Here is a 25359-nt window from a genome sequence, read left to right as displayed (position 1 = left end):
AGCTCAGTGCCCAGTCACTTGGATCACTTCAAACTTCCTGCGGCGGCCACAGCCTCCTCGTCTGTTTTCCAGTGACCTTCGTGACTGAACGGGGCACTTACACTTTTCCTTTCAAAAAAAATGTCGATTTAGTGTTGACTTTTGCTTTTCGACGATGCTATAATGATTTTTGTCGGTACGGAGGTATACCCAAGTCTGGCTGAAGGGAGCGGTCTTGAAAACCGCCAGGGGTGTAACAGCCCGCGGGGGTTCGAATCCCTCTACCTCCTCCATTTTTATTAAATCACAGCGCATATTACAACGGAGATTGTATGTGAATAAAATTCGTTACATTTAGTAACGAATTTTTTTTATGCTTTAAGAACTTTCAATTTAAAATGAAAAAGAACCAGCGCTTAAATATTATTTTATTCCAGTTTTTTAAACTAAAGCGCACGATAATTAATGAAGAATGACTAATTCATAAATCTAACGGACATTGAGGACCTTATTTCTATAACTTATTCATTTTCACTATACTTAACGGACATATGATACCTTATTTGGTTCAAAATCATCCAAAACAATATACTTTTTAAAAAATAGCGCATCTGATGTCCGTTTGCACACCGAAATTGGCGTTTTTGTCACAAATAACGGATCTGATGTCCGTTAAACCCTATCTCCCACCTTCAACAATCCTGTCCTTTTGTTGAATAACAATAGGTTTAAAATCTTGATTACCTTCCGCATTCTAACAAGAACAATTAATAGTAAAATGCAGGTCAATTTGCAAACATACAGGGGATTCTGAAAGGTTACAAATTCGTATGCAAATGTTCAAACAATTTAACGTTCTATTTGAGCAATAATCCTTATTTATCAACAAAAATAGTGCCTCAAATTGCTATGCAATTCGGGGCACATTTTAGTCAACATATTTATTGTTTGTGATAGATAACCGAACCCGTTAGCTTAAGCGCTGGTCTTCTTTTTCGCAATGATGGGTTCCGGCCTTACTTCATTCATGAACGATTTGAATTCTTCGAGATTCATCTGCTGAGCTGAGTCCGATAACGCAACAGCAGGGTCGGGATGGACTTCAGCCATGATACCGTCAGTGCCGATGGCAAGTGCGGCTTTTGCAGCTGGAACGAGCAGATCTTTCCTGCCGGTTGAATGGGTCACATCGACGATCACAGGCAGATGTGTCTCCTTCTTCAGAATTGGTACGGCAGAGATATCGAGCGTGTTCCGGGTTGCTCGTTCATACGTACGAATTCCTCGTTCACATAGAATCACTTGTTCATTTCCACTTGAGATGATGTATTCGGCAGCGTACATGAATTCTTCAATTGTCGCTGACATACCTCGCTTCAACAGAACAGGTTTGTTCACTGAACCTGCTGCTTTCAGTAAATCGAAGTTTTGCATGTTTCGAGCGCCGATTTGGATGACATCGACATAATCCAGTGCTTTCTCCAAATCATTCGGATTGAGGATTTCAGTCACGACGGCGAGATCGAGTTCATCTGCTACCTTTCGTAAAATTTCCAATCCTTCAAAGCCCAGCCCCTGGAAGTCATACGGGGATGTTCTCGGTTTGAAAGCCCCGCCTCGAAGCAGCTTCAATCCTTGCGCTTTCATTTCCTTAGCTACCTGAAAGACTTGATCGTAGCTTTCTACAGCACAGGGCCCCATGATGAAACGGGCATTCCCGTCTCCAATCAATTCACCATTTACATTAATGACCGTATTCTCAGGTTTCCGTTTTCGAGAAACGAGAAGTGCTTTTCGATTGTCCTCTTTCTGAAGTTCAAGACTCGCTTTGAATATCGTCTTGAATATGTGCTGAAGCGTGGAGGTCTCAAAAGGACCATTGTTGTGTTCTGCAACTTGATCCAAAAGACGGCGCTCACGAACAGGATCAAAACGCTTCACGCCTTGCATTTCTTTGATTTTCCCGATTTGTTGAACAACCGTACCGCGTTGGTTCAACAAGTCTAATATTTGCATGTTCAATTGTTCAATCTGTTCACGCAAGACTTCCAATTCCTTCGACATGATCGATCACTCCACTCCTTCACCATTTAAAATTAATAAAAGATTGTTTAAGACTTTAAAGCACGGTATATAAAAATGTCAATACCAGAATGATCAGAAAATTTTGCGCTTTAAACCGCAAAAGCAACAGCCTCAACCATGTAAGCGTAACCAAAAAAGTTTTTAAAAAAATTTAGACTTTACAAATCAAATCTTCCGTGTTAAAAATTGATATTAATAAAATACGCACAGGCAATGATAGGACAAAGTAGTGTTGAACTCCCTGAATACCAGAGAACTGATGGTTGGTGCGAATCAGTACAAAGTTCTGCATGAAGTTCACCCTTGAGCTTCTTTTTCACACGGCTGAAAAAGACGGTAATACCGTTAACCAAATGAAGTGACGGAGAAAGTCCGTAATGAGGGTGGTACCGCGATTAAATCGTCCCTGCTGATCAAGAGCAGGGGCGTTTTTATATGGAAAAAGAGGAGGGACATAGTAAAGCCGTCTGGACATGGTTAGAAAACGATCGCCTAAATAAGAGCGTAATGGAGGAGATGAAATGAACGTGAAAAAGCAACTCTTGTCTCTTAAAGCTTATGACCCTGGTAAGTCCATCGATAATGTGAAAAAAGAGCTTGGACTTACAAAAATCGTGAATCTAGCATCCAATGAGAACCCTTATGGTTGCTCGAGTAAAGTATCAGAGGCTATACAGTCCATCGCCCACTATGCTCATTATCCAGACAGCCGAGCGGAGGATTTAAGAAGAACATTAGCTGGTCGGTTGAACGTGAAGGAAAGCCAGCTCCTCTTCAGCAGTGGTTTGGATGAGATGATCCAAATGATCAGTAGGTGTCTTTTGACGGCTGAAACGAATGTCGTAATGGCTGATTTCACATTTCCGCAGTTCAGACACCATGCAGTCATCGAAAACACGGAAATCAAAGCTGTTCCGTTAAAGGAAGGGCGACATGATTTAGAACACATGCAACAAGTCGTCGATGAAAACACAAGTCTTGTATGGATCTGTAATCCAAATAACCCGACTGGCACGTATAGCAGCGAAAGGGAACTTCGTAGTTTTCTAGAAAAAGTACCAAACGAAACACTTGTCGTACTTGATGAAGCGTATTATGAATATGTAACCGCTGAGGATTTTCCAGATGCGATGAAGCTCATGCGAGAGTATGAAAATCTGCTTGTATTACGAACTTTTTCAAAAGGGTATGGTCTTGCAGCATTCAGAATTGGTTATGCAATCGGTCAGGAAAAATTATTAGAGAAGCTAGATATCGGCAGACTACCTTTCAACACATCGAAGTTTGCTCAAATTGCTGCACAAGCTGCAATCGATGATCCTTCTTTTGTAGAAGAATGCGTAGTAAAAAACAAGGAAGCGTTACAGCAATTTTATCTATTCTTCAACAAGTATCGTATACCGTACTACCCTTCTCAAGGGAACTTCGTCTATATTGAACCTGAAATGGACAACGATCTCGTATTCCATTTCTTATTGCAAAAAGGGTACATCGTGAGACCCATCAAAAACGGAATTCGGATTACCATCGGGAAAAAAGAAGAAAATGCTGAAATCATCGCACTGATGAAAGAGATACTCGTAGATGGAGCAGCAATCAAACGAACATCATAAGGGGAACGAGCGAGTGGATAAACGTGTCTTATTGATCGGGGTCGGATTAATCGGTGGATCCCTGACATTAGCGATAAAAAAAGCGCATAAAGAAGCTCAAATCATCGGTTATGATTTGAACGAAGAACAATGCAAGTTAGCGAAATCAATGAATGTCATTGATGAATACAGTACTGACTTGAAAGGAGAAGCGAAGCAAGCCGATCTGATCATTCTCGGAACGCCGGTCGAGGAAACACTTCGCTTGTTAGAGGAGTTCCAGGATTACGATTTTAAAACAGGTGCGATCATTACTGATGTCGGAAGTACAAAAGTGAATATCATGAAAAAAGCACAATCCATGCTGCAAGAAGGGGTGGTATTCATTGGAGGCCATCCGATGGCAGGATCCCATAAGTCCGGAGTAGGAAGTGCGAAGGCACATTTATTTGAAAATGCGTTCTATGTACTGACCTTACTGCCGGGGACCCCTGAAGATAAGGTAGATGAACTGAAAAACTGGTTGTCCGGTACAAAAGGGAACGTACAAGTGATGGATGCAGAGGAACACGACCATGTCACCGGAGTGGTCAGCCATTTCCCGCATGTCATCGCTGCGAGCCTCGTCCGCCAGGTGAAAGACCAGGCAGGAAAGAATGAGCGGATCAGCAGCTTAGCGGCAGGAGGTTTCCGGGATATCACGAGAATCGCTTCTAGTAGCCCTTCCATGTGGAGGGATATCGTACAGCATAACCGGTATAATATTCTTGCTCTTCTAGACGGGTGGATGGAGGAAATGAAGGAGGTTCGCTCATTGGTTGAGCGGAATGAGCGGAGTGAACTGTATGAATATTTCGCTGAAGCGAAGGCATTTCGAGACGACATGCCAGCAGGAAGAAAAGGTGCCATCCGATCGTTTTATGACCTGTATGTCGATGTTGTCGACCAAGCCGGTGTCATCTCGACAGTGACGACGATTCTCGCAGATGAAGCCATCAGTATTACGAATATACGGATCATAGAAGCACGAGAAGATGTGTACGGTGTTTTAAGACTCAGTTTCCGTACAGATGATGATCGATACAGAGCCAAGGAGTGTCTTGAAAGACATCAGTACGAAACGTATAGCGTGTAACACAAAATAAGTCATTAGGAGGGGAAGAATATGAAAAGAGCTCATTTACAAACCGAAGCCTATGAAATGAAAAAAGATCATCCTGAAGGGAGCGGAGCCTTTTTCAGAAGCCCCTTACTGATGACGTCACATCGTCTCCAGCATCTTTCTCGTCTGGATCGCATCATAGAGGCGGGGATCGTCAGAGTTGGGACTTCAGGAGACTATAAGCCTTTCACCTATTACAATCCAGAAACGAAGCAATATGAAGGATATGATATTGATGTCGCCTACCATTTAGCTGAGCAACTCGATGTAGAAGTATGTTTTGTTCAGACTTCATGGGGAACAATGATGAGCGATCTGCATGCGGATCGATTCGATATTGCGATGGGTGGGGTAAGTAGGAATCTCGAACGACAGAAGATGGCGCACTTGACCCAGCCTTATTTCAGAGATTCAAAAGCTCCATTAATTCGTAATGAAGACAAGCATCGATATCTCGATCTTCAAGATATCGATCATCCTGATGTTCGTATAGGATTGAACCCAGGCGGGACTAACGAACGCTTTGTACGCCAGAACATCAGACAAGCCGAGGTCGTTGTCATTGATAACAACTTATCTATCCCACATATGGTTGCCCGGGGGGAAGTGGACGTCATGATCACCGATCATATAGAAGCGGTCTATTACTCCAAGCTCGATCAACGGCTATACCCTGCAGCAGCAAATGGTTCATTTGCAAAAAGCGAAAAAGTCTACATGATCCATCGCGGAGATCTCGATTATCAGAACTGGATTTCCTTGTGGCTTGAAGAACTTCAAATACAAGGAGAAATGGAACGGTTGAAGATAAAATGGGGACTGACGGAAAACCAGACACAAAATGCGGTTTGACGCAGCACATAGAAAAAGGACTGACATTGACGTCAGTCCTTTAGTGTTTAAGCTTTTCTATACATGCTGTAACTTATTGTTGCCGTTGATCGTTTCACCGATCTTCTTCAAGATAGGGTCTACGGATTCCGGATTCTGGATCAGATCATAATCATTGATGTTCACTTTCAGCACTGGGCATGTTGTAAAGTTGTTGATCCAATTTTCATAACGGCTGTGCATCTCTTCCCAATAGGCAATCGGCGTTTGTTGTTCCATTGGTCGGCCGCGTGATTTGATGCGATCGATGATATCTTCAAGGCTTCCTTCAATGTAGATCAACACATCAGGGTGTGGGAAGAACGGAGTCATCACCATCGCCTCAAACAAGCTTGTGTACGTTTCGTAATCAATGTTCGTCATGGTTCCTTTGTCATGATGCATTTTTGCGAAAATGCCAGTGTCTTCATAAATGGAACGATCTTGGACGAAGCCGCCACCTTGTTCGAACATTCTCTTCTGTTCCTTGAAGCGTTCTGCAAGGAAATAAATTTGTAGATGGAAACTCCAGCGTTCGAAATCATGATAGAACTTGTCCAGATACGGGTTAGTATCGACCTTTTCCATAGATGTATCGAAGCCCAGTTTTTCCGCGATCGCTTTCGTCATGGTCGATTTACCGACACCGACCGTTCCGGCAACTGTGATGACCGCGTTTTTGGGAATTTTGTATTTGTCATGGATGCTCATTGTTTCACTTCCTTTTTCCGAAAAGTATCTTGGACAGTTCTGAGTATGTCTTCGAGCTGTTCTGGGTTTTGTACGAAATCGACCTGGTCACCATCAATTGTCAAAACAGGGATTTCCGGGTGGAGCTTCTGGAACTGATACATGAAGATATCATAATCCGAAGACAACTGCTTCAAGTAATCCGGATCGATATTTTTTTCAATGTCTCTTCCACGAAGTGAAATGCGTTTCAGCAACGTTTCAAGACTGGCCTTCAAATAAATCACCATGTTGGGTGAAGGCATGTCCTTCGTCAGGATCTCGAAAATTTGCATATACTTTTGAAAGTGCACATCCTTCAATGTACGCATAGCAAATATACGGTTCTTGAAAATATGGTAGTCAGAAACGACAGGTAATGTATGTTGTAAGTATAATCGATCGATATCCTCAAGCTGCTTGAATCGATTGCAGAGGAAAAACATTTCTGTCTGGAAGCTCCACTCTTCGATATCATCGTAGAACTTACCGAGAAATGGGTTCTCTTCAACGATTTCTTTCAGTAGATGATAATTGTATCGATCGCTGATCGCTTTGGCTAAAGATGTTTTTCCGACACCGATAGGACCTTCCACCGCGATGAAGGGAGTATTATCCATAAAAGTGCCTCCTATGTACGAAATAGACAAATACCATTGTACCACACGGTGACATAAATCGACAGGTTCATTTGGAAAAAACGGACGCAAAAAAGTGCCCGATATCTTCGTGTAAATCACATCTTCATGTGGCTTATATGACAAGGGGATGAACCCTTCCATTGAAGGATATCAGGCACTTAGAGCGCTCTCGTGAACTAGAGGTGACGAGCCGCTTTTTCCGCAAGGTTCGATCGTTCTGTACGGGACAAACGGATGATGCCAATTTCTTCTTCAGACTTCAAGCGCTCGATCGTATAGGTAAGACCATTGTTGACCGAATCGAGATAAGGATGGTCGATTTGATCAGGGTCACCGACAAGTACGATCTTCGTCCCTTTCCCGGCGCGGCTTACGATTGTCTTTACTTCATGTTTCGTAAGGTTCTGCGCTTCATCGATGATGATGAACTGATTCGGGATGCTTCGTCCTCTAATATAGGTGAGTGCTTCAATTTCCATATTCAAAAGTTCAATTTCTTTTTCAATTCTTGGCACGGAGCCGTTTTTATCATTCTTCTTATTGGATTCCGGGTCGATATTGAATAATTGTTCCAGGTTATCAAAAATCGGCTGCATCCATGGACGGAGTTTCTCATCTTTCTCTCCAGGCAGATATCCGATATCTTTCCCCATCGGAACAATCGGTCGAGCGACGGTAATCTTCGTATAGTGCTTCATGTCCTGGGTCTCGTGCAATGCCGCCGCAAGGGCCAGCAACGTTTTACCAGTACCGGCTTTCCCGATGGCACATACCATTTCCACTTTTGGGTCTAGGAGCAACTCCAGAAACATCCGTTGTTCAACATTCTTCGGACGTAATCCCCATACGAATGAATCATCATCGGTCTGGAATAATGGCTTGCAAACCAGTTCATTTCTTTTTTTGACAACCCGTCCTAAAGCGGATTGGTTCGTACCTGCATTGCTTTTCATCAATAGGAAATCTTGTGGATGTACATCCGTTTGAAGATAGTCGGTAAGTTTGGAAAGAGGAAGTTCATGGTCCGCATGAAATGCATCAATGAATTCAGGGGAAACATGAAGCTCGTGGTAACCCTTATGAATCGTGAGGGAGCTCTCAACGAGACGATCGTTTTCATATAATTGTGCAGTGAAATTCGGTGTACTCAACGATTTCTTGAGCGCATCCGCTTTCGCAATCAATAAGATATCATTGGAAACGAGTATGATATCCCTTTGGGTTTGTTCGAGGGCAATATTAACCGCAACAGCCAAAATCCGATTATCATTTGAATCCTGGTTGAAGATGCTCTTGATGTTTTCGAAAGAACGATGATTCAGCTCGATGACCAAAGTACCTCCGTGATCAAGTTGGAAAGGTTCTTGTAAGCGGTCTTTGTACTTTTCGCGTAACGTCTTGTACTGTCGGCCAAATTCCCGAGCATTTCGACCAACCTCATCCTGCAACCTTTTCTTTGAGTCAATTTCTTCTACGACGACAGCTGGGATGACAACATCATTCCCTGCATATTTAAAAATGGAAGCAGGGTCATGTAAAATAACATTTGTGTCCAAGATATAGATCTTGTTCAAGGATCCAACCCCTCTCGAGAATGACTAGTATACGCATGATTACATATTCGATTTTATACCTATCTTTACCTTTAATATCGGCTAATTACTCATGGAAATGTATAGAATATGGTGAATTTGTACCAAAGGAATCATGAAAACATCATCATTCCCTCTGCGGATACCAGCTTTCCATATATCATATGAGACAATTGGTATTTCGGTATTGATTCATTTGAACATTTATTGAGTAAATTATTCCAATTATAAGAACCGAATTAAAGGTATCGCATGGTATATGACATATATATGTGCATTTTGTCCTTTTCATTAGTGGCTATGGGGATTTTCTGTGATATATTTACGAGAACACCTCGAATCATTATAATAGAAAATGTCTTCAATGTGGCCCCGTAGCTCAGAGGATAGAGCGTCGGTTTCCTAAACCGTGCGTCGCAGGTTCGATTCCTGCCGGGGCCGCCATATCCTTTTTACTTATCGCCCCTCATTTTACTTGTAAATTTTCCTATCTCATTATTATTTCCTATCCTTAAATGAACTCATTATAAATTACACTGTTGGTGAAATGGACATCTCCAACAAATAAAAAGGCTTCCTCCTATTTAGAGGAAACCTTTTTGCCAAGAAGAGGCTTAGTAAGTACCCTTACGATTAGTAACGGCCACCACCAAGTTGTGCTTGAGCTTGTTGTACAAGACGCTTAGTGATTTCTCCACCAACAGATCCGTTTTGGCGAGAACTAGTGTCTGGTCCAAGTTGTACTCCGAACTCAGAAGCGATTTCAGTCTTCATAGCGTTGATTGCTGCTTGAGCACCTGCTACTACTAATTGATTGTTGTTTTGAGCCATGTCACTCACCTCTATTCCTTTAAAATCAGTGGAGGTATTTACCACTTGAGGTTAGTATGAATAGCCCGAATATTTTTATACTAGAATCGAAATAGGTAAATTAAGGAAATTGGTTAAATAGAGGTATAAGGGCTTTAGACAAAGCTAGAATGGCTTTATAATAATATGTTGATAAAAAAGTACATGTGGCTATAAGCCACATGTACTTTTGCGCTTTCTTGCTACAATTGTTTTATACTACATCTTTATGGGCGTAGTAATTCAATGATTATCAAAAAGAAACATAGTTTACAAAGGCTCGGAAATGATAATTAATGCTCCAGGCAGGAGATACATTCATCATTCAAGTATTGCTTGAGACCATGAAGGTCGATATACCAATCATTCTGACAAAACTGTAACTTAAAATGTAAGATCAGTTCACCGTTTGTCATCATGATTTCAATATGATTGTGCTCCTGTAAGATAATTTCCGTTCTATACATTTCCAACATATTGTTAGGGTCGACAACATTTTGCAAGTAATTATAAATACATGGGTGGCATTTCTGCCACAAAGTCAGGGAATGCTTCGTAAGCAGGTATGTGCTCATGGAGTTTCCTTCTAAGACCAATTGTAACCAGGCAAAAGGCAAGAACATTGGTTTCTTCATAAAAGGTTGGATTGGCACCATTATTCACACATCCCTTCACATTTATTTGGATTTGTAGCTTTCTTACTATACATTGATAGTCTTATACTTCAGAAAAATTTAAAAGTGGCTGTTTGCAACAAATCGGGGGGATTTGGATGAGAGAATGGCTCATACAAGCCAGAAAACAAAAAGGCTATACACAAGAACAAGTGGCAACACAGTGTTTCATCGATCGATCGTACTATGCACAAATTGAAAAAGGAACCCGTAATCCAAGTATGGAAGTCGCTAAGAAAATATCGACTGCGCTTGGAGTCAATCCTTCTACTTTTTTCAACGATCAATATGAGGAACCATCTTTTTTACTGATGCTTCGTAATTCCCAGATGGTGATTGCCTATTGTAATTTAGACCTGGAATACGTATGGATCTTCAATCCTCATGAAGATTTTGAGTCCATGAATATACTCGGAAAACGTGATGATGAAATTGCCAATAATAAAGGGACAAAAGAAATAATGGCTTTCAAACAGGAAATCATTGATACCGGCATGAAAATGAGAAAGAAAATCCATTTCCCATTATCAGAAGGGGAAAATACGTATGATGTTTACGGAGAACCGATCCGGGATAAAAATGGTAAGGTCATCGGTGTCATTACGATATCTTTGGATGTAACAAAGAGAAGTAAGGCAAAAAAGCCGCCCAAACAAAAAATGAAGTAAAAAACGTCAAAATCCCAGTGAGGGAAGTTGACGTTTCTTTTGTTCCACATGAAACATTTTATAAGTATTATTGGACTTTGATTTTAAATGCAAGGGCGAGATCTCCTTTTTCACGCCACTTCGCAAAAACATCGTATACATAGGTTCCAGGCTCTGAAGGCGTCTGGAATTCAAATTTATCTTTCATATTTGCATGTTCACTGCCATCTTTCAGTACGCGCACATATAATTCGCTAGGTTCCTGTTCATATGAAATTTTGATGCTCTCGTTTCCTTGGACGATTACTGGTTCTACATCTTCCGTAAGATCTACTGCACCACTTTTGTCTATACACACGCCTTGACCAGAGCCGCTCCAGCAATAAGAACCTTGTTGAAAGGAAACAGCTTTATCTTGAATGGTTATGGAAGCCTCAGGTGGTTCATTTTGGTCAGACTCTTCACTACCTGACCCACTGGAAGTGGAGCCACACCCTGTCAAAATAATCAAGATGATGGATAGAATTCCGAAGATTCGGTACATAGATTGACCCTCCTTCTTCTTTCGAGTCTAAAGACGTAGAGAGATTCCTTTTCGTTTCATAATTTTGAATAAATAAAAAAATTTACATGTTCCAATAGCTTGGTTACACTAACATTTGCATAGGACTTTCAACTAAGAGGGGGAGACACGTATGAAAAAAATCCTAGCATTCATCCTGATGTTTGTATTCGTCTTTACGATGGCGGCATGCGGTAGTGACGATTCAACTTCTGGATCTGACAAAGAGAAAGAACCAGCAATGGACAAAACAGAAGTTAAATCACAATTGCTCGTTTTTCAAGAGGAGATTGTGGATGTACTAAAAGAACACCATAAACCATTCGCAGAATTCGAAGCGATGAAAGCAAAGAAGTATGATGCTGAAACAGCAGAAGAGGACAAGCCTGCACAGGAAGAATTAGAAGCTAAGCTTGAGGAAGCGAAGTCAGCAGGTCCTGAAGCGGCGGAAGCAATCCGTGCGATGGAAGTTCCAAGTGAGCTGTCACAATATGAAGAAGACTTCCAATCAGCTTTGGAAGATCTAGCGAAATCTTATGAACAACGTTCTGAAGAACTTACAATTGATAACAACGAAGATGCAGAAAATAAAGCCGATGAGCTTTTTGCAAGCTTTGAAGAGACGGTTGGAAAAGTCTTTGAAGATGCTGATCTGCTAGCGCCAAACATCAAGAAAGAAATTGAATAACCTTTATAAGTCTGAGGCTCTCATGCTATGGGAGCCTTTTAAATTTTAAAAAAAAAATTTGAAAAAAATCAAACCAAATCTTCTGATGCTCGTCTTAATATATGGGCGATAAAATCGGTTGGTAAACATACATAGTGAAATCGGTTGGTCTGCCCAAATTTTTCATTTAAAAGGGGAGCTTTAACCATGAAGAAAATCATGATGTTTGCAATGCTGTTCTTACTCGTTTTTGCAGCAGCTTGCAGCCAAGATTCAGAAGGTACAGAAGAAAACAACAACGAAGAAAATAACACAGAAGAAAATGCATCTGACAGTGAAGAATCAAGTGAAGAAGACGTGAAGGCAGCTCTATTGGATTTCCAAGATGAAGTTGTAACGGTTCTTCAAGACAACAACGCGTCATTTGCTGAGTTCCAAGCAGCAAAAGACAAGTTCAATGATGAAGAAGCAGAAGAAAAACCGACAAAAGAAGAACTTGAAGAGTTGAAATCGAAAGCTGCGGAAGCTGGTCCTAAAGCGGCTGAAGCACTTCGTGGAATTTCAGTTCCAAGTGAACTTTCAGACTACGAAGAAGATATCAAAACAGCATTGGAAGATGCAGCAATGTCTTATGAAAAGCGTGCTGAAAATCTGACAATCGAAAACGTTGAAGATGGTCAAAAAGAAGCGGATGAAATGTTCGCAAGCTTTGAAGAGAAGATGGGTAAAGTCTTTGAAGATCTAGGACTGACACCTCCAAGTTTCTCTGCTGAACTTTCCTAATAAGTAAGCCGTCTATCCAATAAGGATAGATGGCTTTTTTTAATCGGCATACTTCCTGTTTAAGAATTGCTGTAATAAGGAATTTACAGATAATAGACAGGAGGTGAATGAACATGAACCGAAAATTCTGGTCCATTCTCATGAGTATCGTTATGTGTAGTGCACTTATCTTATCAGGTTGTTCAGAGGATACAAGCAATGATGCAAACGGAGATCAAGACCAAGATACCCAAACAGATGAATCGGCTCAATTGAATGAAGGGAAGGTCCAAGCCTCCCTGTTGGAGTTCCAGGACAAAGTTACATCTACAATCAATCAATACGACGATGACTTCAAACAATTTGCCCAATCTGTACAATCCGAAACGGAAAATCTAAGTGAAGAAGAATTGAAAACGTTAAAAAATGAAGCTGCTCAATCGAGTGAGCAATTAGCGACAGATCTGCGTAACCTTGAGATTCCAAAGGAACTTGAAGCATACAGTGAAGAGTTAAATCAATCCCTGAACGGGCTTGCAGACAAATTTGAGCAGCGCAGTGAAGATTTGAACACTGAAGACGTCCAACAAGCGTTGAAGAAAGCGGAAAGTGCAACAGAAGAATTCTATCAAAACTTTGAATCCGGACTGGCTTCCATCTACGAAAAACTCGGTTTGGAAACCCCTAGTTTTCTCAATGAAACACAATAACCTGTGAAGAAGCTACTGCAGTGAGCGGTGGCTTTTTTTACTTTTTACACTATTTGACTTTTCAATGATTCAGGTTGATAATTTTCTTGCGCTTTCTTTATTTGAAATATGGAAATGTTCGAAAAATAAACAACCAATCAGCATATCAGTCGTCTATAGTATTGAAAGGTCATTTAGGGGGTTGGAACACATGGAGAACTTCAGGGAAGTTCTACAAGAGAAAAAGACATTCAGTCTGGAAAGTTTACGTCTTTATAAAGAAGAAATCATGGAGGAAGTCGTTGATTATTTCGGTGAGCGATTGACTCGATTAGCTTATACATACGTCAAAGATTGGGGCAAAGCGGAGGATATCGTTCAGGACGTCTTCATTACTTGCTATTCCAAGCTGGAGACATTCCGCGGAGAAGGTTCATTGAAAAACTGGCTATATAAAATAACGGTCAATCGATGCAAAGATCATCTGAAGAGTTGGTCGCACAGGAATGTATGGTTTGCCAATCCGATGACTCTGTTCAAGGAAGAAAGCAATGATCAAACACCTGAACTTCGTTTGATTGTAGAGGACGAGTACAATGAATTGGCACAATCCATACTTTCCCTTCCGGTCAAGTATCGAGAGCTCATCATCCTTTATTATCAAGAAGAGATGAGTTTGACTGAGATCAGTGAACTGTTCAATATGAAACAATCGACCTTGAAATCCAGGTTGTTTCAAGCTAGGAAGCTCTTACGCTCACATTTGGAGAAAGGGGAAGAGTCGAGTGGAGGATAAGCTTAAGAATCTGGATCGTGTCATGGACAAAGCGGTATATCAGAAGAAACGCTTCTCAGATGAGAAGAAGCGTGAAGTCATGGAACGGATTCGTGAACAAGATCAATCGATCTCCTTTTTTGAAAAATACTTATGGATGTTGAAGCCGGTATTGAGCATTTCAGTTTGTATCTTTTTGCTCGTCTTTTCGGTTACGTATATTTTGGAGCCACCTCAAAAGTCTGATGAGTTCACAGATGGATTAGTATTGAATACAGGACGGGAAGTTACCAGTTTACCTTTGCTGAACAGAATTTCGAACCTGGCGATGCAAGAGAATGAATTCATTGAATACGTCACCGTTTCAAAACGGGATCGTTACGTTTCTTTGAGCATAGAAGTAGTGCCGCATTCCAGTAAGAGCGACGTCCGATCCACAATCGAACAGATGTTTTATAAAGGGACGGAACTCTATACAGGGAAAGAAGGCGTCCATGAAATCGGGGCTCCTTGGAACGATTACACAGTCGATATAACCATAGTGAAAGGGTATGACCAAAAAGGTATATGGAAGGAAGAGCAAAATAGCGCATTTATCAGAGGTGTGAAGGCGACGGATCATAAACAGATTACCTGGATGGATAAAGAGAAAAAAGCACACTAGGCGCTGTTTGTTAAGAGGGGGATTGTATGAGATTCATCACCAATCAATTATTGAGGTTCGTCTGTATCATTATCGGAATCATCCTGATGGCTGGGTTACCCCGATTATTGCCGAACGATGGTTCACTCACGTTGAACTGGCAAGGCTATTCTTCTAGTTTAATAGACGTATTACAAGGATTGATTCATTTTCAAGAAATCACTTACAGCACAGAAGGGGCTACGAGAGAGCTATTGCCGCAACTATCCGGCATCGTTTCTTACTCCCTGATTGTTTTGATTGGATCCATTCTGATCGCACTGCTCGTAGCAGGATTGTTGACGTTCGGTACGATGCTTATGCCTATGAAGTGGCGAAAAGTATCGAAAGTGTTCAGTTTTGTACTAGAGTCCATTCCGGATATCTTGATCATCATCATCTGTCAGCTTGTCATCGTTTGGATCTATAAGAGTACTGGTTTATTATTTTTTGAGGTCGCCTCGATGCCTGGAGAACCGATCTATTTACTCCCTATGCTCTGCTTATCCATTTTACCGATGATCCAATATTACAAAGTGATGGTGTCGATTACAGAATATGAATTGGATCGCCAATATGTTGAACTTGCGAAAAGTAAAGGGGTATACCAGGGAAGGATTTTAATGATCCATGTCCTTCGGAATTCACTTGCGAGTATCTTGAACTATTCTAAAACGGTCATTTGGTTCATGCTGTCCAATTTGTTGATCTTAGAATACATATTCAACATCAACGGCATCATGAGTTTCTTGCTGGAATACTTGAATCCTCAAGTATTTGCGCTAAGCTTGATTTCCATTTTCATCCCCATCTTTTTGTTATTTGCCATCGGCCAATGGTTGTTGGAACGTGTCACAAATGAAAAGGTCGTGATGTAAATGGTGAAAAGACTATTTAAGAACAAATACTTCCTGATCGGGTTCATTTTCATTTTTTCCTTGTTGTCGATCAGTATCTTGCATACGGTCTTATGGGATAATCAGGTCGCACAGACGAAGATCCTTTATGAGGATGGACGTGCGGTAGAGGCAGCTCCGATATCACCTAGTTGGAATGTACCTTTAGGGACGGATCCTTTAGGTTTTCACTTCACTCATATGATTTCAATCGGAGCCAAGTATACAATCGCATTCGCGATTTTGATCGCCTTCATCCGATTGTCTGTCTCCATGATCTTCGGAATTCTTTATGGTGCCTATTTTTATAAGTTCAGACGCTATATTACATGGCTTGTGGATGTCTTCAATTACGTACCAGTCACCTTATTAGCCATTTTCATCTTAACGCCGTTTCTCATGGAAAATCCGAGTGGGTTTGCGTATACCTTTTGGGAGCGCGTCGGGATTGAAGTGATCATATTAGCGTTCCTGGCAGTTCCGACTACATCCATTCTCATTGGTAACGAGATGGGAAGGATTTTCAAGCTAGAATTCATAGAAGGGGCAAGAGTCGTTGGTGGGAGCAGGCTCCATATTTTGTGGAAGCACGTACGTCCCCACATCCAGCCCCAGCTTTGGATCATTTTCATGCAGCAGCTTGTCCAGACTATGCTCGTGTTAGCGCATCTTGGATTTTTCAAGATTTTCTTCGGGGGGACGAATTTAAGTTTCGACCCGAACTGGCCAGATCCACCTCAATCGCTCTCTTACGAATGGTCCGGTCTCATAGGAAACGGTGTTCGGTATTTGACGATCAATCCATGGATCATCCTCGTTCCCATCTTGTTCTTTGCTCTTACGATTTTGTCCATGAATTTCATGCTTGAAGGCATCAAGTCGGTTACCGAAAACTGGCGGGTGAAATACAAACCAGCTGAAAAGACTTCTGAAGCCACCGATCATAACTCGAAAGAAAAAGAGTTCACACCTTTAAGACAACGCTCAGCAATCCAGAGAAGAGAGCTTCGACTGGAGCATAAAGAATAGAAATTGAAATGCTGTTTCCCGAGGAAAATCGGAGGCAGCATTTTTTTGTGAAAAAATTTTCCCTTACTCTCACAAACATGTAAGCACTTACATGGAAATCCTCACAAAAAACCTATTGTAATGGCCTATTGCCTTCCTTATAATGTCCTTTATATATAAACAAAAGTACACGTGAGAAAAACAAATTTTAAGAGGAAAGGTTGGTTGGATGGAATCAATATCAGTCGGATTATTAGGTTTAGGCACAGTAGGAACTGGGGTTGTCAAAGTGATTGAAAATCATCAGGATAAATTGATGCACCAGATAGGCTGCCCCGTTCAGATCAAAAAAGCACTTGTGAAAGATCTTCATAAATTGAGAGATGTTGATATTGATACCACCATTCTCACGTTGGAAGCGGATGATGTATTGCTCGATCCAGAGATTGATGTCGTCGTAGAAGTGATGGGAAGCATAGAAGAAACGAAAGAACACCTCGTAAAAGCTATCCGAAATAAGAAGCATGTCGTAACAGCCAATAAAGATCTCATGGCTGTACATGGACCAGAACTGTTGCATCTTGCATCAGAAAACGAATGTGACTTGTTTTATGAAGCGAGTGTGGCCGGGGGAATTCCCATCCTACGGGGGTTGGCAGACGGCTTAGCGTCTGATCGGATCACCAAAATGATGGGGATCGTGAACGGGACGACGAACTTCATTTTGACAAAAATGACGAAAGAAGGTCGTTCCTTTGATGATGTTCTTGCCGAAGCCCAAGCCCATGGCTTTGCAGAAGCAGATCCATCTGCGGATGTCGGTGGATTGGACGCAGCACGTAAAATGGCGATCCTTTCGACTTTGGGATATTCAATGAATATTGATCTGGATGATGTCAAATTGAAAGGCATCACAGAGGTTACAGAGAATGACATCCGATATGCCGAGCAATTGGGATATGTCATGAAATTGATCGGATATGCACACCGTGAAGGAAATTGTGTGGAGGTGAGCGTAGAGCCGACTTTGCTCGAGGAATCTCATCCACTCGCCTCCGTCAATGATGAGTACAATGCGGTATACGTATACGGTGAAGCAGTCGGTGAAACGATGTTTTATGGTCCAGGGGCGGGCAGTCTACCGACGGCTACCGCTGTCGTATCCGACCTTGTCGGTGTGATGAAAAACATGCGCCTTGGTGTTAACGGAAGAAGCGCAGTCAGCCCTCAATTCAATAAACAATTGAAAAAGAACGATGAGATCTTTTCGAAGTATTTCCTGAGACTGCATGTAGAAGATGAGGTCGGAGTGTTATCCAGTATCACTTCTGTATTTTCAAGAAACGGTGCGAGTTTTGAGAAAGTATTGCAACACCCTCTACCAGAAGAAAAGAAAGCAGAAATCGTACTTGTCACACATCATACAAGCCTTGCAAGTTTTGAAAAGATCCAAATGGAGTTAAGGGACATAGATGGTGTTCAGTTTGTAAAAAGCACGTATCGAGTTGAAGGGGGAGCGTCTTAATGGAACGATGGGATGGTCTACTGCAAAGGTTCCATGCATTTTTACCCGTCACAGACCGAACACCGAGGCTGTCTTTGAAAGAAGGAAACACACCCCTCATCCGATTGGAACACTTATCCAGAGATCTTGGCATTGAGCTGTATGCGAAAGTAGAGGGGGCGAATCCAACTGGCTCATTTAAAGATCGCGGTATGGTACTTGCTGTAGCAAAAGCAAAGGAAGCAGGAAGCGATACTGTCATTTGTGCTTCAACCGGGAATACCTCCGCCTCCGCGGCTGCATACGCTGCAAGAGCTGGATTGAAATGTGTTGTCGTCATTCCAGATGGAAAGATTGCACAAGGGAAATTGGCACAAGCAGTCATGTATGGGGCGAAGATCATCTCGATTGAAGGAAATTTTGATGAAGCCTTGGCCATGGTCCGGGAGCTGAGTGAGCAGGACGGTATGACGTTAGTGAATTCTGTGAATCCGTACAGGTTAGAAGGCCAGAAGACAGCTGCGTTCGAAGTTTGTGAACAACTTGGTGAGGCTCCTGATGTCTTGGCGATACCTGTAGGGAATGCTGGAAACATCTCAGCGTACTGGAAAGGCTTCAAAGAATATCACGAAGACAAGGTATCGGGATTACCGAAAATGTATGGTTTTGAGGCAGAAGGAGCGGCAGCCATTGTTCATGATCGAGTTTTTCCTCAGCCTGAAACGATTGCGACCGCCATCCGGATCGGGAATCCCGCCAGCTGGCAATTGGCAGTGGATGCGGCTGAAGAATCACAAGGTTTGATCGATGAGGTCAGTGATGGTGAAATTTTGGAAGCTTATCAGCAGCTTGCAAAGTATGAAGGTATTTTTGCAGAACCTGCATCCTGCGCCTCATTGGCAGGGTTTCGGAAGCTTCATGCCCGAAGAGAATTGGTGAGCGGTCAAAAGGTGGTAGCCGTTTTAACTGGGAATGGATTGAAAGATCCTGCAATCGCTCTAAGTGAAAGCCCTGTCCAGCCGGTAAAATTGCCGAATAACAAAAACATCGTCACCGATTTTATAAAAGGGAAAATCAGCATATGAAGAGCTGGCAAATCAAAGTACCTGCAAGTACAGCAAACCTCGGAGCGGGCTTTGACTCACTCGGATTGGCACTCAACCGATACTTGATATTGGATGTCACAGAACATTCGAAATGGGAAGTTGAAGCACTATCCCCATCACTAGAGGCATTTCCGAGAGATGAATCGAACTGGATTATTCAAATAGCATTGGAGACAGCCGTTGCTCACGGCAAAAGGTTGCCGCCCTGTCACGTTCGTGTGCGAAGTGATATACCATTGACGCGAGGACTTGGATCAAGTGCAGCGGCGATTGTTGCGGGGATTGAGTTGGCCGATACTTTAGGGAACCTGAAGCTTTCGAAGAAAACCAAGCTTAAAACTGCGGTGAAATATGAAGGGCATGCCGACAATGTTGGTGCATCTATATATGGAGGGCTGGTCATTACCTGTGAGACGGACGAACAATTAGAGGTTCTTCAGATTCAGGAGATGCCGATTTCGATCGTTGCCGTTTCACCTCAAGAGGAGCTTAGCACCGAGGAAGCTCGACTTGTCCTTCCTGATCAAATTTCTTACAAGGAGGCTGTCAGAGCGGGTGCTGTCTCTAATGTTCTAGTTGCCGGGTTATTGAAGCAGGATTGGGACTTGGTCGGGAGAATGATGAAAAAGGATCTATATCACCAACCTTACCGGTTGCCATTAATCCCACATTACAAAAGAGTTGAACATGTTGCAGAGAGATATGGCGCATTCGGGATCGCGTTGAGCGGTGCTGGTCCGACCATCTCCTGTTTTACAGTAACGTTTAAAACGGAATTGCTGTTCAGGAAGTTGAAACAGGCTTTCCCTGAAATGTTCATCCAAACTTTGAATGTGGATGGTGAAGGCGTTGTGTCTACCACATGTTTTGAGCCATCCGCTTTGTGACCATCTGTATTTTTCCTGTTCAATAAGGTAAAGTTGAGGATATATCTTAGTTCCTAGGAGAAATCTTATGTATCAAAGTACCGATGAAACATTTATGAAGAAAGCGATTCAAGTGGCCGAGCAAGCAGCCGCTATCGGAGAAGTTCCAATAGGTGCGGTCATCGTTAAAGATGGTGAGATCATTGCATTCGCCTATAACCTACGTGAAACGGAACAACGATCGGTAGCACATGCGGAACTGCTAGCGATTGACGAAGCATGCAAAGCTCTTGGGACTTGGCGGCTTTCAGGTTGCACGCTATATGTCACTCTTGAACCTTGTCCGATGTGTTCAGGTGCCATCGTGCTTTCAAGAATCGACCGGGTGGTTTATGGAGCGAGCGATCCGAAAGGTGGATGTGCGGGTACCTTGATGAATTTGCTCGATGAACCTCGTTTCAACCATCAGGCCGTTGTCACCTCAAGTGTATTAGAGGAAGAATGCAGTCTGATGCTCAAACAATTTTTCCAGGATCTCCGTAAACGAAAAAAGCTGGAGAAAGCGGAAAACGATTCTTGAACAATCCGTTTCACCGTGTTATAGTGTGATTTGCTGTTAAATAAAGAGAGCTTTCCATGGACTGTAGTCGGTGGAGGCGTTTCTAAGTGGTTGATGGGAACTGATTCGAACATCAGTCATTCAAATATTTTACAGTTGATTTTATGGACAAGTGAGCGTATACTAGAGATTGCGCATTTCTCATGCGCCTAACAATGTTATAAACTTTGCCGTGCTAGGTGGGAAGGTAGCGGTGTCCTGTACTCGCAATCCGCTGTAGCGAGACTGAATCCCTTTCCGAGGTTAGCTGACGTAAGGTCTGCCGTTCGTAAGTGGTGTTGACGTCCGGGTCCTGCGCAACGGAGCCCCATGAACCCTGTCAGGTCCGGAAGGAAGCAGCAGTAAGTGGGTTACTCCGTGTGCCGCGGGGTTGCCTGGGCCGAGCTAACTGCGGGCGTAACGCTTATGAAGGCTTTATCGACGAAAGGTGCACGGCGTTAATACATACTATACAAAAGGTCGACCAGATAATGGTCGGCTTTTTTTATGTCTTCATCATGTAGGAGATCTGATTAGGAATACCTTCGATTAGTGAAATCCATAATTTTTAAACCAAATGCGAAACGGATTCCTCTTTGAAAATGAGCCAGGGAATCGGTATAATAAAAAGGATGAAAATGTTCTATTAAAGGAGGGTGTGCGGATGGCATATCAAGCATTATATCGGTTATACCGGCCACAACAGTTTCAGGACATGGTCGGGCAAGAACATATAACGAAGACATTACAAAATGCATTATTACAACAAAAGCTATCCCATGCCTACCTGTTCAGCGGTCCAAGAGGAACCGGCAAAACAAGTGCAGCAAAGATCATTGCGAAGGCAGTCAACTGTGCAAAAGCGCCAGTTGCAGAACCTTGTAATGAATGTGAAGCTTGTGTCGGCATTACAAAAGGTTCCATCTCTGATGTCATTGAAATCGACGCCGCTTCAAACAATGGCGTCGATGAGATCCGTGATATCCGGGACAAAGTAAAGTATGCACCAAGTGCTGTCCAGTACAAAGTGTATATCATTGATGAAGTACATATGCTGTCCATCGGTGCATTCAATGCGCTACTGAAGACATTGGAGGAACCACCAGCACATGTCATATTCATTTTGGCGACGACGGAACCGCATAAAATTCCTTTGACGATCATATCAAGATGTCAGCGATTCGATTTCCGACGGATTACAAGTCATTCCATTGTAAAACGGATGCAAACCGTCATTGAATCCCAGAATGTGCAAGTGGAGGAAGAAGCTCTTCATCTTGTAGCAAGAGCAGCGGAAGGTGGAATGCGGGACGCGTTGAGCATCCTCGATCAAGCTGTTTCCTATAGTGAAGATACGGTAACGGTCGACGATGTCCTTGCAGTCACCGGCTCTGTATCCCAAACATTCCTGTCGGATATGACGATCGCTTTTCAAGAAAACAATGTGATTGAAGCATTGAAGCAAATTGATGAGTTGATGGACAAAGGGAAAGATCCGATCCGGTTCATCAATGATTTGATTTTCTATTACCGAGACATGTTGTTGTACCAAGCTGCTCCTAACCTGGAAGAAGTGCTCGATCGTGCTCAAGTGGACCAAGAATTCGAAAACCTTGCGAAAAAGATACCGGGCGATTGGATCTATCAAGTCATCGACGTCCTGAATAAAGCTCAACAAGAGATGAAGTGGACCAACCACCCTAGAATCCACTTAGAGCTAGCGATCGTAAAGCTATGCCAGGAGGAATCTGCTCCCGTTCAAACAGGAAGTGCAGACGTTCAACCGCTCATGAACCGAATTCAACAACTTGAGCAGGAAATCAAGTTATTGAAAGAACGGGGAGTCTCAGCCAACACAACAAGTAGTCCTGAGCCAGAAAAACCGAAACGGACATTCCAATCGAAAACGCCGAAGTCGAGAGCTTCTACTGGCCGTATCAAGGAAATGCTCAAAACAGCATCCAAGAAAGATCTCCAGTTATTACGAAGCAAGTGGGGCGACATCATGGAGCAAATCAAGTCCAGGATGGTCAATGCGCATGCATGGATGATTAATGCGACTCCAGTTGCAAGTTCTGAAGATGCATTCTTGTTAGCCTTCCAACACGAACTTCATAGTCAGATGGCTGTAAAGGATAACATCAAAGAATGTGTCGAGTCCGTCGTGTTTGAAACGCTTGGTCGTCAGATGACGATGATGACGATTCTTGAGGATGATTGGGAAGAGGTTAAGAAATCGTTTATAAAAGAACAAAAACAATCCGATCAGACTGAAGACGAGGATGAACCATCGGAATCAGATGCAAGCGAATCCAATGAAACAGGATCAAATGCAAACGCATCAACTGAATCGGGAAGTGAAGATCCACTAGTAGACGAAGCCGTCAAGCTGGTCGGATCTGAATATGTAGAGATAGAAGATTAACGATAACAAGGAGGAAGTAAAATGAAAGGCAATATGAATAACATGATGAAACAAATGCAAAAAATGCAGAAGCAAATGATGAAAGCGCAGGAAGAGTTGAAAGAAAAATCAGTTGAAGGAACAGCTGGTGGCGGAATGGTAACCGTAACAGCAAATGGCCATAAAGAAATCATCGATATCGTCATTAAAGAAGAAGCAGTCGACCCAGATGATATCGAAATGCTACAAGACCTTGTACTTGCAGCTACAAACGACGCATTGAAGAATGTAGATGAGCTTGTAAACAAGGACATGGGACAATTCACTAAAGGCATGAACTTGCCAGGTATGTTTTAAGCGCAACCCCATATTGGAATAAGGATAAGCCTGAACGAAAGCTTATCTTGCATGAAGAAACAGATCGCGTACGAGTGACGCCAGATCTGTTTCTTCTATAGGAGGAATTACGTTGCATTATCCTGAACCGATCTCGAAATTGATCGACAGCTTCATGAAGCTGCCAGGAATCGGTCCGAAAACCGCAGTCCGCCTGGCATTCTTCGTGTTAGAAATGAAAGAAGATGACGTATTTGAATTCGGTAAAGCTTTGGTCAATGCAAAAAGGGATCTCACTTACTGTTCGAATTGTCACCACATCACCGATCGCGATCCTTGCATGATCTGCGATGATTCCAGCCGAGACCGATCGATGATCTGTGTGGTCCATGATTCGAAAGACGTCATCGCTATGGAAAAAATGAAAGAATACAGAGGACTCTATCATGTACTCCACGGAGCAATATCGCCGGTGGAAGGGATAGGTCCCGAAGATATCAAGGTGGCGGAGCTTATCAAACGTCTTCAAGATGATACGGTTCAAGAGCTGATCATGGCGACAGATCCTAACATTGAAGGTGAAGCGACCGCGATGTATATCAGTCGTCTCGTGAAGCCGACTGGCATCAAGATTACTCGTATTGCACACGGTCTACCAGTTGGAGGGGATCTGGAATATGCGGACGAGGTCACATTATCTCGTGCTCTAGAAGGGCGTCGAGAAATATAGCTCCACGGAGGCGAGTGAAGTCGTGTTTTTTCGTCGTACAGGTCGGCTTCGTAAGGAAGCAAATGAACGATTGCTGAAAGCCATAGAATCGGTCCGATCCGAATGGCTCACTAAAAAGGAACTCATTGAAAACAGTGTAGAGCCCTCTGAACAGGTCCTTTATGAAGTTAAGCTTGCCAAAGCCAAATACTTCTTCCTGTTGAAAGAGGCGAAGGTTCGTAAGATCAGAATGAGAAGTTTCTAGACTTCTCGTTCTTTTTTTATGTCTTTGTACATACGTATAGTGGTGAGACAAACTGTTAGGGGGATATTGCTATGGATCCATTCTGGGTATTTGCGATCGTCTGCGGATTGATCGTACTCCTCTTAGTGATCGGCGCGCCACTAAAACCACTTCGCTGGGTCGGACAAGCAGCGGTTAAACTTGTAATAGGAGCTCTACTATTGTTTTTCCTCAACGCATTTGGTACCGCAATCAATCTCCATATACCGATCAACCTTGCCACAGCATCCGTATCCGGCTTCCTCGGCATACCCGGATTACTCGCCCTGGTCGCCATCCAAAAGTTCATCCTATAATAAGACTGAAAGAGCTCAATCAAAAGCTCTTTTTTTCTTTGTAAAAAAGTCTTGCGTCATTAAAATCCACATGGTATAGTATTCTCTGTTGCGCTTTTGAGGCGAGCAACGAAAGCCGAATACTTCATCACAAATTGCTGAAAAAAGTCTTTGACAGATTAGGCAAACGATGATATTATATTAAAAGTCGCAACAAGACATCACAACAAAACATTCTTCGAAAAAAGTCAGCAACAAACGACTTTCAGACGAAGCAAAACAGCTCTTTGAAAACTGAACAAAAGCCAAGCGTGAAACGGGTCTTTTTATAAGAACCCTGAATCAATTTCGATTTACATTTAATGAGCAATCAAACACTTTATTGGAGAGTTTGAT

26 protein-coding genes, 2 tRNA genes, 1 other RNA gene and 1 other annotated feature are annotated in these 25359 nt (G+C 42.5%); of the genes, 23 read left to right on the top strand and 6 right to left on the bottom strand.

Annotated elements, in window-relative coordinates; genetic code table 11:
• Positions 1 to 179: 179 nt before the first annotated feature.
• A tRNA-Ser gene (locus tag ACSVDE_RS19240) sits at positions 180 to 272 on the top strand.
• A 682-nt stretch (positions 273 to 954) separates the two neighbouring features.
• Here the strand turns inward: ACSVDE_RS19240 and ACSVDE_RS19235 are convergent.
• Entirely contained in the window at positions 955 to 2043 is a 1089-nt protein-coding gene (locus ACSVDE_RS19235; protein WP_439302530.1) for a bifunctional 3-deoxy-7-phosphoheptulonate synthase/chorismate mutase, read from the bottom strand.
• 225 nt (positions 2044 to 2268) lie between these two features.
• Positions 2269 to 2475: a binding site (T-box leader), on the top strand.
• 110 nt (positions 2476 to 2585) lie between these two features.
• On the opposite strand from ACSVDE_RS19235, the gene hisC reads away from it, so the two are divergent.
• The 3 genes from hisC to ACSVDE_RS19220 are packed head-to-tail and all read left to right on the top strand — an operon-like array spanning position 2586 to position 5670.
• Complete coding sequence (hisC, locus tag ACSVDE_RS19230) at positions 2586 to 3677, top strand: histidinol-phosphate transaminase (RefSeq protein WP_439302529.1); 1092 nt, start codon at positions 2586 to 2588, stop codon at positions 3675 to 3677.
• Positions 3678 to 3690: 13 nt separating this feature from the next.
• On the top strand, positions 3691 to 4791 hold the full coding sequence (locus tag ACSVDE_RS19225) for a prephenate dehydrogenase (RefSeq protein ID WP_439302536.1): 1101 nt from the start codon (positions 3691 to 3693) through the stop codon (positions 4789 to 4791).
• 30 nt (positions 4792 to 4821) lie between these two features.
• Positions 4822 to 5670: a transporter substrate-binding domain-containing protein gene (locus tag ACSVDE_RS19220; protein WP_439302528.1), complete on the top strand. Its 849-nt coding sequence runs from the start codon at positions 4822 to 4824 to the stop codon at positions 5668 to 5670.
• A 57-nt stretch (positions 5671 to 5727) separates the two neighbouring features.
• Here the strand turns inward: ACSVDE_RS19220 and ACSVDE_RS19215 are convergent, their stop codons facing one another.
• The 3 genes from ACSVDE_RS19215 to ACSVDE_RS19205 all read right to left on the bottom strand — a co-directional run bounded on the left by ACSVDE_RS19215 (position 5728) and on the right by ACSVDE_RS19205 (position 8632).
• Positions 5728 to 6399: a deoxynucleoside kinase gene (locus tag ACSVDE_RS19215; protein ID WP_439302527.1), complete on the bottom strand. Its 672-nt coding sequence runs from the start codon at positions 6397 to 6399 to the stop codon at positions 5728 to 5730.
• Positions 6396 to 7037, bottom strand: coding sequence for a deoxynucleoside kinase (locus tag ACSVDE_RS19210; RefSeq protein ID WP_439302526.1), 642 nt, complete (start codon positions 7035 to 7037; stop codon positions 6396 to 6398). The genes ACSVDE_RS19215 and ACSVDE_RS19210 overlap by 4 nt, the downstream gene beginning before the upstream one ends.
• Positions 7038 to 7234: 197 nt before the next feature.
• Positions 7235 to 8632 (bottom strand): PhoH family protein, encoded by a 1398-nt coding sequence (locus ACSVDE_RS19205; RefSeq protein WP_439302525.1) that lies wholly within the window; start codon positions 8630 to 8632, stop codon positions 7235 to 7237.
• 386 nt (positions 8633 to 9018) lie between these two features.
• Here ACSVDE_RS19205 and ACSVDE_RS19200 point away from each other — a divergent pair.
• Positions 9019 to 9094 (top strand) — tRNA-Arg (locus ACSVDE_RS19200).
• A 189-nt stretch (positions 9095 to 9283) separates the two neighbouring features.
• Here the strand turns inward: ACSVDE_RS19200 and ACSVDE_RS19195 are convergent.
• Positions 9284 to 9481 (bottom strand): small, acid-soluble spore protein, alpha/beta type, encoded by a 198-nt coding sequence (locus ACSVDE_RS19195; RefSeq protein WP_439302524.1) that lies wholly within the window; start codon positions 9479 to 9481, stop codon positions 9284 to 9286.
• Positions 9482 to 10271: 790 nt separating this feature from the next.
• On the opposite strand from ACSVDE_RS19195, the gene ACSVDE_RS19190 reads away from it, so the two are divergent.
• Positions 10272 to 10841: a helix-turn-helix domain-containing protein gene (locus tag ACSVDE_RS19190; protein WP_439302523.1), complete on the top strand. Its 570-nt coding sequence runs from the start codon at positions 10272 to 10274 to the stop codon at positions 10839 to 10841.
• 67 nt (positions 10842 to 10908) lie between these two features.
• On the opposite strand, the gene ACSVDE_RS19185 is transcribed toward ACSVDE_RS19190, so the two are convergent.
• Positions 10909 to 11364, bottom strand: a complete 456-nt coding sequence (locus ACSVDE_RS19185) for a hypothetical protein (protein WP_439302522.1) — start codon at positions 11362 to 11364, stop codon at positions 10909 to 10911.
• A 151-nt stretch (positions 11365 to 11515) separates the two neighbouring features.
• On the opposite strand from ACSVDE_RS19185, the gene ACSVDE_RS19180 reads away from it, so the two are divergent.
• The 17 genes from ACSVDE_RS19180 (at position 11516) to ACSVDE_RS19100 (ending at position 24984) form a co-directional block, all read left to right on the top strand.
• Positions 11516 to 12070 (top strand): hypothetical protein, encoded by a 555-nt coding sequence (locus ACSVDE_RS19180; RefSeq protein ID WP_439302521.1) that lies wholly within the window; start codon positions 11516 to 11518, stop codon positions 12068 to 12070.
• Positions 12071 to 12256: 186 nt separating this feature from the next.
• The gene (locus ACSVDE_RS19175) at positions 12257 to 12832 is read left to right on the top strand and encodes a hypothetical protein (protein WP_439302520.1); all 576 of its coding nucleotides are present in this window, start codon (positions 12257 to 12259) and stop codon (positions 12830 to 12832) included.
• A 113-nt stretch (positions 12833 to 12945) separates the two neighbouring features.
• Complete coding sequence (locus ACSVDE_RS19170) at positions 12946 to 13521, top strand: hypothetical protein (protein ID WP_439302519.1); 576 nt, start codon at positions 12946 to 12948, stop codon at positions 13519 to 13521.
• A gap of 190 nt (positions 13522 to 13711) precedes the next feature.
• Positions 13712 to 14296, top strand: coding sequence for a sigma-70 family RNA polymerase sigma factor (locus tag ACSVDE_RS19165; RefSeq protein WP_439302518.1), 585 nt, complete (start codon positions 13712 to 13714; stop codon positions 14294 to 14296).
• Complete coding sequence (locus ACSVDE_RS19160) at positions 14286 to 14939, top strand: hypothetical protein (RefSeq protein WP_439302517.1); 654 nt, start codon at positions 14286 to 14288, stop codon at positions 14937 to 14939. The genes ACSVDE_RS19165 and ACSVDE_RS19160 overlap by 11 nt, the downstream gene beginning before the upstream one ends.
• A gap of 26 nt (positions 14940 to 14965) precedes the next feature.
• On the top strand, positions 14966 to 15835 hold the full coding sequence (locus ACSVDE_RS19155; protein WP_439302516.1) for an ABC transporter permease subunit: 870 nt from the start codon (positions 14966 to 14968) through the stop codon (positions 15833 to 15835).
• Positions 15836 to 16882: an ABC transporter permease gene (locus tag ACSVDE_RS19150; RefSeq protein ID WP_439302515.1), complete on the top strand. Its 1047-nt coding sequence runs from the start codon at positions 15836 to 15838 to the stop codon at positions 16880 to 16882.
• 208 nt (positions 16883 to 17090) lie between these two features.
• On the top strand, positions 17091 to 18386 hold the full coding sequence (locus ACSVDE_RS19145) for a homoserine dehydrogenase (protein WP_439302514.1): 1296 nt from the start codon (positions 17091 to 17093) through the stop codon (positions 18384 to 18386).
• Positions 18386 to 19450: a threonine synthase gene (thrC, locus tag ACSVDE_RS19140; RefSeq protein ID WP_439302513.1), complete on the top strand. Its 1065-nt coding sequence runs from the start codon at positions 18386 to 18388 to the stop codon at positions 19448 to 19450. The genes ACSVDE_RS19145 and thrC overlap by 1 nt, the downstream gene beginning before the upstream one ends.
• Entirely contained in the window at positions 19447 to 20358 is a 912-nt protein-coding gene (thrB, locus tag ACSVDE_RS19135) for a homoserine kinase (protein ID WP_439302512.1), read from the top strand. The genes thrC and thrB overlap by 4 nt, the downstream gene beginning before the upstream one ends.
• 67 nt (positions 20359 to 20425) lie before the next feature.
• Positions 20426 to 20917 carry a tRNA adenosine(34) deaminase TadA gene (tadA, locus tag ACSVDE_RS19130; protein ID WP_439302511.1) on the top strand — a complete coding sequence of 164 codons (492 nt, stop codon included), beginning with the start codon at positions 20426 to 20428 and terminating at the stop codon, positions 20915 to 20917.
• A gap of 209 nt (positions 20918 to 21126) precedes the next feature.
• Positions 21127 to 21391: signal recognition particle sRNA large type (gene ffs / locus ACSVDE_RS19125), an RNA gene on the top strand.
• Between the two features lie 208 nt (positions 21392 to 21599).
• Positions 21600 to 23360 carry a DNA polymerase III subunit gamma/tau gene (gene dnaX / locus ACSVDE_RS19120; protein WP_439302510.1) on the top strand — a complete coding sequence of 587 codons (1761 nt, stop codon included), beginning with the start codon at positions 21600 to 21602 and terminating at the stop codon, positions 23358 to 23360.
• A gap of 21 nt (positions 23361 to 23381) precedes the next feature.
• The gene (locus ACSVDE_RS19115) at positions 23382 to 23696 is read left to right on the top strand and encodes a YbaB/EbfC family nucleoid-associated protein (protein WP_226552758.1); all 315 of its coding nucleotides are present in this window, start codon (positions 23382 to 23384) and stop codon (positions 23694 to 23696) included.
• A gap of 112 nt (positions 23697 to 23808) precedes the next feature.
• A complete protein-coding gene (recR, locus tag ACSVDE_RS19110) occupies positions 23809 to 24405 on the top strand; it encodes a recombination mediator RecR (RefSeq protein WP_439302509.1) in 597 nt (198 codons plus the stop codon).
• A 22-nt stretch (positions 24406 to 24427) separates the two neighbouring features.
• The gene (locus ACSVDE_RS19105) at positions 24428 to 24649 is read left to right on the top strand and encodes a YaaL family protein (RefSeq protein ID WP_226552756.1); all 222 of its coding nucleotides are present in this window, start codon (positions 24428 to 24430) and stop codon (positions 24647 to 24649) included.
• A gap of 71 nt (positions 24650 to 24720) precedes the next feature.
• The gene (locus ACSVDE_RS19100; protein ID WP_226552755.1) at positions 24721 to 24984 is read left to right on the top strand and encodes a pro-sigmaK processing inhibitor BofA family protein; all 264 of its coding nucleotides are present in this window, start codon (positions 24721 to 24723) and stop codon (positions 24982 to 24984) included.
• The last annotated feature ends 375 nt before the right edge of the window (positions 24985 to 25359 follow it).

The sequence above is a fragment of the Pseudalkalibacillus sp. Hm43 genome (assembly GCF_051842935.1).
Taxonomy (GTDB): Bacteria; Bacillota; Bacilli; order Bacillales; family Fictibacillaceae; genus Pseudalkalibacillus.
This window is presented reverse-complemented; position numbering and strand designations above follow the sequence as displayed.